Source organism: Pseudomonas batumici (genome assembly GCF_000820515.1).
Taxonomy (GTDB): domain Bacteria; phylum Pseudomonadota; class Gammaproteobacteria; order Pseudomonadales; family Pseudomonadaceae; genus Aquipseudomonas; species Aquipseudomonas batumici.
The window spans coordinates 107,631-119,005 of record NZ_JXDG01000053.1 but is presented as its reverse complement, the minus strand read 5'-3'; the positions used below and the strand labels follow the sequence as shown (position 1 = coordinate 119,005).

Sequence of the window (11,375 nt, the reverse complement as noted above, 5' to 3'; positions counted from 1 at the left end):
CAGTACCCGGACCTCGACCCACGCCTCGCCGCCGTCGGCGCCTACGTGGTGTTCATGGGCCTGAACATCCTCGGCGTGAGCATCGCCGCCACCTTCGAACTGGTGGTGACCGTGCTCGCGGTCGTCGAGTTGCTGGTGTTCATGGGCGTGGTCGCGCCAGGCTTCAGCTTCAGCAATTTCGTGCTCAACGGCTGGTCCGGGACCAGCAGCTTCAGCCTCGACTCGATCCCCGGCATCTTCGCCGCGATCCCCTTTGCGATCTGGTTCTTCCTCGCCATCGAAGGCGCGGCCATGGCCGCCGAAGAAGCCAAGGATCCCAAGCGCACCATTCCCAAGGCCTATGTCGGCGGTATCCTGACCCTGGTGTTCCTCGCCCTCGGCGTGATGGTGATGGCCGGCGGCGTCGGCGACTGGCGCCAACTGTCGAACATCAACGACCCGCTGCCCCAGGCGATGAAAGCCGTGGTGGGCAGCAACTCCAGCTGGATGCACATGCTGGTGTGGATCGGCCTGTTCGGCCTGGTGGCAAGCTTCCACGGCATCATCCTCGGCTACTCGCGGCAGTTCTTCGCCCTGGCCCGGGCCGGTTACCTGCCCGCCTACCTGGCCAAGCTGTCGCGTTTCCAGACCCCGCATCGCGCCATCATTGCCGGTGGCCTGATCGGCATCGCGGCGATTTACAGTGACGGGCTGGTCAACCTGCAAGGCATGAGCCTGACGGCGGCGATGATCACCATGTCGGTATTCGGCGCCATCGTGATGTACATCATCAGCATGCTGAGCCTGTTCAAGCTGCGCAGCAGCGAGCCGAACCTGGAGCGCAGCTTCCGTGCCCCGGGTTATCCGATCGTGCCGGGGATCGCGCTGGTCCTGGCGGTGGTGTGCCTGATCGCGATGGCCTGGTTCAACACACTGATCGGCCTGATCTTCCTCGGTTTCATGGCCGCGGGCTTCCTCTACTTCCTGTTGACCGGACAACTGCGCGCCGCCGCACCGGCCGATGCGATGCTGACCGGACTTTAAGGGCTATCCGGGCAGATCGGGCTTACAATGGAACCACTGAGAAATTTTTTGACTCAAAGTGGTAAGGGCCGACACTTGCGGATGAAAGGCTCATCCGCAAGCGGCCCATCAAGGAGAATCCCATGCCCTGGTATGCCTGGTTGATCATCGTCGTTGCCATCGGCTCCATCGTCGGCAGCCTGATGATGTTGCGCGACACCGCGAGCAAAGTGGAACTGACCGACGAACAACGTCGGCGCATTCAGGAGCGTAATGCCGAAATGGACGCCCAGGATGCAAAGGATCGCTGATCGTCCACTCTGCAAGCATGCCCTCCTCTCACTTCTCCCAGTCAGCCTTGGCGATGTGCAAGCCATGCAGGCCCTTGTAGGCTGCTCGCTCAGGCGAGCTCCAGCCTTCGAGCAATGACGGCTCCAGTCGATAGACCTCCACCCCCAGCGGGCGACAGACGCTGAGCGGGTCCTGTGCCTCGGGGCCCCACATCGGTAATGAGAGATCGCCACCAGGACAGGTGGACAGCGCGCACAGCAGGTCGATCTCGGCAAAGAATTCCAGGTAATCGCCCTTCTGCGCCGGACAGGCCTTCATGAAATACATGTCGTCATGATTGAGCCCGGTGCACTGGAAGATGTTCAACACGTCGTGGACATCGAACTCGGTCAAGCCATGGGGCAGCACGGCGCGGGTCAGGTTCGAGTGACAGTGATGATGGAAGTCTTCCCCCGTCAGCATCCGATTCACATAGGGATCACAGCGCGTGCCTAACAGATCGTGCAGACGCCCGCCATGCTCGTCGATCCCGTAGCCGGCCAGGCTGTCGTCGGTGATGGTGACCAGAGGACGCAGGAACGGCAGGTTCGACCAGAGCCGGTCATGGGTACTGACGTGAGCGCCTTGCAACTGACGGGTCCGTGCCCCCCAGAGGCGCTCGCGCGGGTCGTTGGCATTCCAGACGTTGAAATCACCGACCTGCGGGCCAACCGGAGTGGTCACCCGGAACACATGGCCGGCCGGCACCTTCCAGGCCCGCCCGGTACGGATCGGCACCTCGAACTGCTCGATCAGCGTACGAGCGTCTTTCTCCTCGCGAATACGCTCGTAGAACGCGGTGTCCACCTGCAAGGCCGACCCTTTGCTGACCTGATAGGCGGCGGGATAGTCTTTGTACATGGTCAAGATCCTCGATCAGTGATGGGAAGGACGGCTTAAAAAGTCGAGCAGCATCTGCTCGGAATCGTCGAGGTAAAGGCTCATCGCCTCCCCTGCGGCTTGCTTGTCGCCCTCGACGAGCCGGTCGTGGATATAGCGGTCACGCGCCAGCCAGGGTGCTTGAAAACGCTGCTCATCGGGTGCCGCACAAAACACCAGGCGCAACTGCGCGACGATGTTGGTAAAGAACTCATCGAACAGGGGGCTGCGCATCAAACCGACGATATGTTGGTGAAACGCCAGGCTGTGGGTACCCAGGGCGCGCCAGTCCTCGCGCTCGCGGGCCAGCTCGGCCGCCTCGATGGATTCGAGCATGCGGTCGGATTGGTATTCGCGCAGGGGTTTGCTGAGGGCGATGGCCTGCAGCTCCAGGGTGCGGCGAACCTGGAAAAGGTCGCGCACCTCATCACGCCCCAGACGTCGCACCATCACGCCCTTGTTCCGCACGTAACGCGCCAGGCCTTCCTGGCCAAGCCGGTGGAGCGCCTCGCGAATCGTGTTTCGCGAGGCGTTGTAGGTACTGACCAGATCGTTCTCCACCAGCGGCATGCCCGGCAGCAGGCGACCGCCGATAATGTCGGCGCGCAACTCCAGGGTAATCTGGTCGGCCAGGGACAGCTGTGCACTCATGATCATCGCCTCGGATTGTTCAACAATCGTAGAACAATGGGTAATCACTATTCGTGCCACATCTGTTTCTTATGCTTTTCTCCACTCGTTCTGCAGCACCTGAAAAAACATGACAAGTCGTCCATAAGTCACGGTTATCATGGCTTAACGATTTGGAGAGCCCGCCATGCGGTATTCGCAAGACCACAAAGCCCAGACCCACGAACGCATCATCAAGGAGGCCGCCGCCCGCTTTCGACGCGATGGTATTGGCGCGACTGGCCTGCAACCCCTGATGAAGGCGCTGGGTCTGACCCATGGTGGCTTCTACGCGCATTTCAAATCCAAGGATGAGTTGGTGGAGAAGGCGCTGCAGGAAGCGGCGGCCGAGCTGGATGTGCACTGCGATACGCTGTTCAGCCAGGACAAGCCGCTGCCGGCCTTTATCGATAGCTATCTGTCCGAGTGGCACCTGACCACCCCGGATCACGGCTGCCCGCTACCGACCATGTGCCTGGAGCTGGGACAGCGAGGGGAACCGAGCCCGACGACGGATACGGTGATCGAGTCGCGGCTCAAGCAAGTGGAGGAGGCGCTGGGGTCGGGGCCGGAGGCACAGGACCAGAGCATTGTCATGCTGGCGACACTGGTGGGGGCGCTGGTGCTATCCAGGAGTGCCGAGGACGACGCGTTGGCGCAGAAGATATTGGCGGTAGCGAAAGCGCATTTGAAGGGCCAGGTGGAATAAGACGCCGCCTTGAGAAGAGGCCGATCACTGGAAAGGCCCCTTCCCCCGATGACCGTATTCAGTTGATATCAAGCTTGTCGCGATTCTTGTCGAGCAGCGACTTGCCTATGCCTTTGACTTCGAGCAACTCATCCACTGAAGAGAAAGGACCGTTCGCCTCACGATAGGCGACAATGGCCTGGGCTTTTGCTTCACCTATACCGGAGAGTTCGCTCTGAATGGTCTGGGCGTCGGCGGTATTGAGATTGAGCTTGCCGGGCTTGGCGGTTGCGGCTGCCTGGCTTGAAGCGGGAGCTGCCGGGTCGGTCTTGGCGGTTGCGGTCGGAGCAGCATTGACCACGCCAGTGATGCCCAGCAGCAGGGCGAAAGCGAAGGAAGAGAGAAGGCCTGTACGCATAAGTGACACTCCATGACATCGTGATAGGAAAGCAGCTTTTCCGAAGCTGCTTTCCAAACCTAGATGATGAGGGTCGCCTGTCAAAAACCACGTCATTACCAAGTGTGTAACGATCAGGGGTCCATACGGCGCTGCTGGTAAATCCAGTCGACGATCTCACCGTCGGGAGTGTAGCCGCTCACGGTGTCGCGTAACATTTGACGTACGCGCACGTAATCATCGCTCTCAACGGCAGCCAGCAACTCATACAACCTGGACTTGAGCACATCCCATGGCAACATATCCTCATGAGCGCTCATAATCATCGGATGCTGAGTCGCGGCGACGTTGTCGCCGATCAGCAACTCCTCGTAGAGTTTCTCACCCGGACGCAACCCGGTGAACTCAATCGAGATGTCTCCATGAGGATTCTTGTCTGTACGCACGCTCAAGCCGGAGAGATGGATCATTTTTTCAGCCAGTTCGACGATTTTGACCGGTTCGCCCATATCCAGGACAAAGACATCGCCCCCCTGCCCCATAGAACCGGCCTGAATGACCAACTGGGCCGCTTCCGGAATGGTCATGAAGTAACGCGTGATCTTCGGGTGGGTAACGGTCAGTGGCCCGCCTGCATTTATTTGCTTGTGAAACAGTGGAATCACAGAGCCTGAAGAGCCGAGCACGTTGCCAAAACGGACCATGGTGAATCGAGTCTTGTTAACCCGCGATACATTGACTTGATCGCCAAACAGTACGGGGGCGAACTCACGACTGAGCGCCTGCAGCGTCATTTCAGCCAGGCGCTTGGTACTGCCCATCACATTGGTTGGACGCACGGCCTTGTCGGTGGAAATCAGCACAAAGTTTGCAACACCTGCTTGCAAGGCGGCTTGTGCGGTATTCAATGTGCCGACCACATTGTTGAGCACGCCCTCTGCAATATTATGTTCAACCATCGGGACATGCTTATAGGCCGCCGCATGGTAAACCGTCTCGACATGCCAGGTTTTCATGACCGACAGGAGCTTGTCCTGATCACGCACGGAACCCAGGATTGGGAGTAAACGCAACGGCAGTGACTCTCGATCAACACGCTGTTCAAGCTCGGAGAGGATACTGTAAAGATTGAACTCGCTGTGCTCGTAAAGCAGGAGCGTAGTGGGGCGAAGCGCCAAAATCTGTCGGCACAGCTCAGAACCGATTGAGCCGCCGGCCCCCGTGACCAACACCGAACGTCCCTTGATGCAGCGTTCGAGCAGTTCTTCTTGAGCGGGAACAGCATCACGTCCGAGCAAATCCGCAATGTCAACTTCCTGAATATCATCGACCTTGACCCGGCCACTGGCCAGATCCATAAAACCGGGCACACTTCGAACATGAAGTGGAAAGCTTTCCAGAAAGGCCAGAATCTCGCGGCGACGCGCACGATTGGCCGAAGGAACTGCCAGTAGGATTTCTTCAGCTCCGGTAGCCTCGATCATGCGTTGAATGTGCTTGGGCTTGTACACTTGCAAACCGGAAATTACCCGATCGGCAATGCTCTTATCATCATCGATAAACGCCACCGGGCGCATAACCCGCCCCATGCGCAAGGCCGCAACCAGTTGGTTACCGGCAGCACCTGCGCCATAAATGGCAACACGAGGCAATCCATTGTCACGATTGGTGAATGGAACGTGCTGTGCCGGGATAAACCAGTCGCCCAGAAAATATTGGCGCATGGCCAAACGCAGCCCGCCAACCGTCATCAGGCTTAACCACCAGTAGTTAAAAATGATCGAACGAGGGACGACGTGCTGATGGTCGCTGTACCAGTACACCACCACTCCAAGAATCAACGCCGAAAGACTGACAGCCTTGAAAATTGCAATCAATGCATCATTACCAAAGTAACGCATCACCGCCCGGTACATCCCGAATCGGACAAAAAGAGGGATCGCGATAACCGTAGACGCTATAAATAACCAAAAGTTTTGAATCAATGGATTTTTCATGTCATCTATGCCCAAGCGGACGGCAAATGCCATCCACAAGGCTATCCAGACCAGCAGGAAGTCTGTAATAACTTGCAAAATTCGCTTGCGTCGACGCGGAAGGCTCAACAAATATTCTCGTATTTTATCCATAATCCCGTTGCACACCTTTTATACTCTACAAAGCAAAACCACCTTGACAAAAATTAATTTCACATAAAACCCTTCAATACCGCAACATGAAACCATACCTCTAAAATCACCAAGGGAACATACTCTATAACCAAGCCGATCAAACCATCCAGAACGAAAAAACCAACATACAAAGCAAGCGATAATAATCAAAATCGGCCAATCGCCCCTCCCCAATGTGACGATTGAATGCGTACCTAATTGACGTGCTGAACACTAGGTGTGCGGTCCCGGAATGAGGTGGTGCGGATTGATCTTGAAACGTTCTGGAGTCAGAGTCCAGGCTTCGCAGATCACCCTGAAGGGCGTTCGCCACCTCAGCGCCTTCAGATGTCTGGCTGCTCAGTAAACGCAGCTCCGTTATCAGTCAGCACCGTATGAATTTTGTACGGAAAGGCATCAACGACTTCCCGCAAAAAAACGGCGCCATTGCGTTTCGTCGCCGCATCGTAAAAAGCCACATAGGTGAATTTGGTGACTCGATCGATAGTGACGAACAAATGCCGTTTGCCATGCTCCAGGCGTAGCTCGGAACTATCGATGTGCAGATAACCCATCTCAACGGGTGAAAATTTTCCACGCTTGGTTGCGTTGGTGGTGCTGGGTCGTTGGCTGATGCCATGACGAACCAGGCACCGGTGCAGGGCGCTGTGACTCAGTTGGGGAAGGCTCTCGTGGAGATGCCCCAGCATGTCGTCCAACGGCAGCATCGTGCGACGGCGGAAGTCGACCACCATTGCCTCTTCCGACACTGTGAGGCAAGCACTACTGGGCTTGGCAGGCCCCATTCGTGAGTCTTGGGTTGTTGAGCGAGCTCGCCACTTGGCAACAGTTTTCACGTTCAATCTGTAGCGAGTGGCAAGCTTTCGATTCGACTCTTGCGACGCTTGGAGCTCGGCTCTAATTCGCGGCGTCGTTCGGGCTGAGCCATGGACACGTCCTTCCAAAATGCATCCTCCTTCTGAGGGGTCAAGGATGCACCATGACTTTCCGGGACTGAACATCTAGTACACGTAGCTACAGTGCGCTTCATAGACCCTTGCACGCTGCAAAAATCGCCTTATCAATGTGAACGTCGCACCCACGACGAAGACCCCGATCAGAATCCCCCCGAAACAGGCTCGTGCCATGCAAGACCGCCTGTAGCTGTAGCGAAAATACGCTTAATACCCTGTCTAGAAAACCACTTCCTGCGTCACCCGGAAAAATTCGCGCAGGGGAGGGACGAGAGCTCCGCAACCGTCCGGCCAGCACCCTCTCCTGACAGCCCTCCAAATCGGCCAAGATAGTGGGCACCATTTTTTAGTGGACACTATCTTGGATACCGTTGCCCCAGCCCGTCGCCCCGGTCGCCGCCCAAACTTCCCTTTAGCGTTCAAACGCAAGGTTGTCGAGGCTACATTCCCGTTCAGCAGCCGGCTTACCTAGTCGAGGTGGCTGGTCCATCGATGTTTGAACTCTTCGGTGATCGAGCTATGTAGAGATTTGTGTAATCCCCCCATACTTCTATCCGGAAGACCTGGAAAGCGCTCGCTTTCGGTGGATACGATTGTGATTTGCTCTACTTGAAATGGCCACTCGTGTCACAAATCCACCAGGCAGTCAGTCGTATCGCTGGCCTGCCCTTCAATCACACGATGCACCAACATGCCCGAGGCGGTTTCCACGGGACAAGCACGCACACTGGCCGAGTGCTTGGCCTTCTTGGCTACAAAGAACGCGCCGAGCAGAAAGCTGCTGCGATAAAGCTCGGACTCGGGATCGCGCCGAACTCAGGCAAGAGTGCTTGTCGGATCAGCGACACAGTTCGTCCCGCAAGACCTCCACCACACGTTCCTGCTGCTCGACCGACATACCTACCCACAGCGGCAGTCGCAGCAAGCGTTCCGAGAGGCTCACCGTGTTGTCCATGGCGCCATGGACACGGCCGTAACGCTGGCCAGCCGGCGAGGAGTGCAGGGGCACGTAATGGAAGACCGAATTGATTCCCTCTCGCTTGAGGCCATCGAGCACCGGTTGTCGCGGCACGTCTGCGGGCAGCAGCACGTAGTACATGTGCGCGTTGTGCTGGCAGTCGGCTGGCACGATAGGGCGGCGCAGTGCCCCGCTGGTTTCCAGCGGCGCCAGCAATTCGTGATACCGCTGCCAGATGGCAAGCCGCGCCTGCGTGATGTGTTCGGCCTCTTCCAACTGCGCCCAGAGAAACGCGGCAGTCACGTCGCCTGGAAGGAATGACGACCCGACTTCCTGCCAAGTGTATTTGTCGACCTCGCCGCGGAAGAAACGGCTACGGTCAGTGCCTTTTTCGCGGATGATTTCTGCGCGTAACACATACGCAGGATCATTGACGAGCAATGCGCCGCCCTCGCCCGAAATGACGTTCTTGGTTTCATGGAAGCTGAAGGCGCCGAAGTCCCCGATACTGCCCAGAGGCCGGCCCTTGTAAGCGGCCATGACCCCCTGCGCCGCATCCTCGACCACCTTCAGGTTGTGACGCTGGGCGATCTCCATGATCGTATCCATCTCGCAACTCACGCCCGCATAATGAACCGGCACGATTGCCTTGGTGCGCGGCGTGATGGCCGCCTCGATCAGCGTCTCATCCAGGTTCAGGGTATCTGGACGGATATCGACGAACACGGGAACGCCGCCGCGCAAAACGAAGGCATTGGCCGTGGAAACGAACGTGAACGAGGGCATGATGACCTCGTCGCCCGGCTGGATGTCCAACAACAACGCGGACATTTCCAGCGCTGCCGTGCAGGAGTGGGTCAGCAAGACCTTGCTCGAACCGGTACGTTCGGTCAACCACTCATGGCACCGCTTGGTGAACGGGCCATCGCCGGCGAGGATATTGCCGAACTTGGCTTCAGCAATGTAATAAAGCTCTTTCCCCGTCATGTAGGGGCGATTGAACTGGATCGTTTTGTCTTCCATCATTTGAGCCTTCGCACGCAAATTTTAATCGGGTCGAACTAGACTCACGTCGTTATGCAAAGTGGGGGGGCATCCACTCTTTTTCCGGACGACAAGCAACCTGGAAGCACCGACCGGAAAACTCACTCCCACCTTGATGAGCAAACACTCCAGCCACATCACGAAACCAAACAGCACATTGAGCGCCTTGGGTACCTCTAATTCGGCGGTCTCGCTCGTATCGCCCCGCTGTTGCTTCTTGGCACCGCGTGAAATCATCATCGCCGGCAGCAGTAACGAGACGAACGATGTGCTGCGCACGACGGAAAACCCCGCCTCTTCCACCTTGCGATGCAGGTCGGCGGCATCGTAGCGCCGCACGTGGCAGGAATATTCATCCACCTGGCTCCACAGCCACTGATGCTGGGGCACGGTCAACAGCATGATTCCCCCGGGCTTCAAGGCACGGTGCATCTGCTGGAGCACCACGGCATCCGCCTCGATGTGCTCGATGACATCGAACGCGCCAATCGCTTCGAACTCGTCAATGTAAGGAATATCGCGCGCATCCATCTGCACAAACTCCGCACCGGGCAAGCGAGAGGAGGCAAACTTCAGCCCGGTCGAGAACATCTCGCTGCCAAGCAACCTGGCCTTCGGAAACGCCACGGCGACCCGACTCAGAATGAAGCCGGTACCGCACCCGATTTCCAGAAATGAACGCATGCGCGGCGCATATTTCTTCAGCGCCCATGTAATCAACTTGCCACGCGCCCGGAACCAGAAATGGCCGCTTTCAAGATGCGCGTAGGTCTCGTAGAAGTCGGCCTTGAAGCCCTCCTGCTTGTCCTCGAGTTCTGGCGCAAACGCAGCAAAACCGTTCTTTCGAGCCACCTGATGTCCACACTGGACGCATGTCCATTGCTCCGAGGCGTACGGCGTCTCGCATTGAGAACAGATCTTCACACCTGATTCCCATCCGGTTGGCCATGACGAAAGACGAATAGCTTGAAGAGGACGAACAAGAAACCTCCTACAACGAAAATGGCAGCGGCCTGGACCCACTGATGAGGATATCCCAGCCTGTCGACGAACACCGTCAGCAAGGCCAGGTTAAGCAAATAGCCGGCTGCGTGCGCCAGGCCGAAGCGCCATGCCGTCCCCACGACGTTGCCGCGATGCTCGAACGCCCAGTTGCGGTTGCCCAGGAAGCTGATGCAGATGCCAAGCACGTACAGGAAGCTCATGGCCAGCTTGAATGGGATGCCCAACCACGTCAATGCCAGGTAGGCTGCATAACCAATGGCATTGCAGGCGACGCCGACGACTGCGTAACGGAGAATGGGCCTGATCACGGGCCGCCAGCGCTGCATTGGAATCACTCATCTCCCCAGACGGCAATCCCGAAACCCGTCTTGCCATAGCCGTTGCCGTTATAAAGCATGTAGCGTCGACCGGCATGATCGAAGACGAACGGGTAGCAGATCATCTCCGAATCCCAACCCGATTCCGATACGTCGATTCCCACCTGCTCATCGTGTCGCGTCCATTGCACGCCATCGGACGAGGTCGCGTAGCGGATCCGGTAGGTGGGGCAGTCCTTCGTGGCCCGGGAACAGAACCACATCCGGTACATGTCCCCATCCTTGAGCACGCGTGGCACACCCAGGGCGTACTCGTGTTCGTCACGGAACTCGATGGCAACCGTGCCGTTGCGCTCCCAATCGATCCCGTCGGCGGACTCAGCATACTCGAGATGATAGAAGTGCTTCGCTTCCGAAGGGCCTTGCTCCCATCGCACACAGGAGGTGAACCAGGCCCTGAATCGTCCGGCCTCGAACTGCACCTCGGGGGTGGCGACGAAGTGAGGAAGATCGCGGGTGCGGTCGATGACGGGGCCGCGGAACAGCCGCTCGAAGCGCTGAGTGGACTCGTTCCATTCGGCCAGGCCGATGGAATTGCGGATCTTCACCGTCACGCCCAGGTTGATCCCGGTGTAGTACAGCAGCTTGCGGCCACCGACGTTGACGATCGAATTGGGCAAGGCGCCACTGTCGTCGAAACATCCGAGGTCGCCCGGTTCAAGGACTGGATCCGGATGGACGCGCAAGACCTTGGTCGGGTCCCGCATGTCGATCTCGAGGTAGCCGCCATGTCCGCGATTATTCTTGTCACGCGATGAGAAATAGATGCGATACAGGTCGCCGTTCACCTGCTCAGCAATGGGAATCATCGCGTGAGAGTACAACCAATCGCTCTGCCCTTCTGCGCAGAATATCTTGCCTAGTTTTTTCCACATGGGATGTCTTCACGCCAATGATGATGT

General features: G+C 57.6%; 11 protein-coding genes and 1 pseudogene. 3 read left to right on the top strand and 9 right to left on the bottom strand.

Annotated features, from left to right (window positions below):
• Positions 1-1,023 (top strand): ethanolamine permease (gene eat / locus UCMB321_RS19600; protein WP_040070033.1); only part of this gene is annotated, 1,023 nt, incomplete at its 5' end.
• Between the two features lie 122 nt (positions 1,024-1,145).
• Positions 1,146-1,313, top strand: coding sequence for a DUF2897 family protein (locus UCMB321_RS30255; protein WP_084615110.1), 168 nt, complete (start codon positions 1,146-1,148; stop codon positions 1,311-1,313).
• Between the two features lie 28 nt (positions 1,314-1,341).
• On the opposite strand, the gene UCMB321_RS19595 is transcribed toward UCMB321_RS30255, so the two are convergent.
• Positions 1,342-2,193 (bottom strand): urea carboxylase-associated family protein, encoded by an 852-nt coding sequence (locus tag UCMB321_RS19595; RefSeq protein ID WP_040070031.1) that lies wholly within the window; start codon positions 2,191-2,193, stop codon positions 1,342-1,344.
• Between the two features lie 15 nt (positions 2,194-2,208).
• Positions 2,209-2,862 carry a GntR family transcriptional regulator gene (locus tag UCMB321_RS19590; RefSeq protein ID WP_040070051.1) on the bottom strand — a complete coding sequence of 218 codons (654 nt, stop codon included), beginning with the start codon at positions 2,860-2,862 and terminating at the stop codon, positions 2,209-2,211.
• A 166-nt stretch (positions 2,863-3,028) separates the two neighbouring features.
• On the opposite strand from UCMB321_RS19590, the gene UCMB321_RS19585 reads away from it, so the two are divergent.
• The gene (locus UCMB321_RS19585) at positions 3,029-3,589 is read left to right on the top strand and encodes a TetR/AcrR family transcriptional regulator (RefSeq protein WP_040070029.1); all 561 of its coding nucleotides are present in this window, start codon (positions 3,029-3,031) and stop codon (positions 3,587-3,589) included.
• Positions 3,590-3,647: 58 nt separating this feature from the next.
• Here the strand turns inward: UCMB321_RS19585 and UCMB321_RS19580 are convergent, their stop codons facing one another.
• From UCMB321_RS19580 to UCMB321_RS19550, 7 genes and pseudogenes are all read right to left on the bottom strand, one after another.
• Positions 3,648-3,986, bottom strand: a complete 339-nt coding sequence (locus tag UCMB321_RS19580) for a ComEA family DNA-binding protein (protein ID WP_040070027.1) — start codon at positions 3,984-3,986, stop codon at positions 3,648-3,650.
• A 113-nt stretch (positions 3,987-4,099) separates the two neighbouring features.
• A complete protein-coding gene (locus tag UCMB321_RS19575; protein ID WP_040070024.1) occupies positions 4,100-6,094 on the bottom strand; it encodes a polysaccharide biosynthesis protein in 1,995 nt (664 codons plus the stop codon).
• Positions 6,095-6,349: 255 nt separating this feature from the next.
• A pseudogene (locus UCMB321_RS19570) lies at positions 6,350-7,080 on the bottom strand (transposase family protein).
• 847 nt (positions 7,081-7,927) lie between these two features.
• The gene (gene rffA, locus UCMB321_RS19565; RefSeq protein WP_040070022.1) at positions 7,928-9,070 is read right to left on the bottom strand and encodes a dTDP-4-amino-4,6-dideoxygalactose transaminase; all 1,143 of its coding nucleotides are present in this window, start codon (positions 9,068-9,070) and stop codon (positions 7,928-7,930) included.
• A gap of 24 nt (positions 9,071-9,094) precedes the next feature.
• Positions 9,095-9,943, bottom strand: a complete 849-nt coding sequence (locus UCMB321_RS19560; RefSeq protein ID WP_052451314.1) for a class I SAM-dependent methyltransferase — start codon at positions 9,941-9,943, stop codon at positions 9,095-9,097.
• 68 nt (positions 9,944-10,011) lie between these two features.
• Entirely contained in the window at positions 10,012-10,422 is a 411-nt protein-coding gene (locus UCMB321_RS19555) for a GtrA family protein (RefSeq protein WP_040070020.1), read from the bottom strand.
• Between the two features lie 5 nt (positions 10,423-10,427).
• Entirely contained in the window at positions 10,428-11,348 is a 921-nt protein-coding gene (locus UCMB321_RS19550; RefSeq protein ID WP_040070019.1) for a glycoside hydrolase family protein, read from the bottom strand.
• Positions 11,349-11,375 lie beyond the last annotated feature (27 nt).

Bases quoted from the DNA above. Each gene is read 5' to 3' on its own strand.
- UCMB321_RS30255 (WP_084615110.1), top strand. From the start codon at position 1,146: ATGCCCTGGTATGCCTGGTTGATCATCGTCGTTGCCATCGGCTCCATC.
- UCMB321_RS19595 (WP_040070031.1), bottom strand. From the start codon at position 2,193: ATGTACAAAGACTATCCCGCCGCCTATCAGGTCAGCAAAGGGTCGGCC.
- UCMB321_RS19590 (WP_040070051.1), bottom strand. From the start codon at position 2,862: ATGAGTGCACAGCTGTCCCTGGCCGACCAGATTACCCTGGAGTTGCGC.
- UCMB321_RS19585 (WP_040070029.1), top strand. From the start codon at position 3,029: ATGCGGTATTCGCAAGACCACAAAGCCCAGACCCACGAACGCATCATC.
- UCMB321_RS19580 (WP_040070027.1), bottom strand. From the start codon at position 3,986: ATGCGTACAGGCCTTCTCTCTTCCTTCGCTTTCGCCCTGCTGCTGGGC.
- UCMB321_RS19575 (WP_040070024.1), bottom strand. From the start codon at position 6,094: ATGGATAAAATACGAGAATATTTGTTGAGCCTTCCGCGTCGACGCAAG.
- rffA (WP_040070022.1), bottom strand. From the start codon at position 9,070: ATGGAAGACAAAACGATCCAGTTCAATCGCCCCTACATGACGGGGAAA.
- UCMB321_RS19555 (WP_040070020.1), bottom strand. From the start codon at position 10,422: ATGCAGCGCTGGCGGCCCGTGATCAGGCCCATTCTCCGTTACGCAGTC.
- UCMB321_RS19550 (WP_040070019.1), bottom strand. From the start codon at position 11,348: ATGTGGAAAAAACTAGGCAAGATATTCTGCGCAGAAGGGCAGAGCGAT.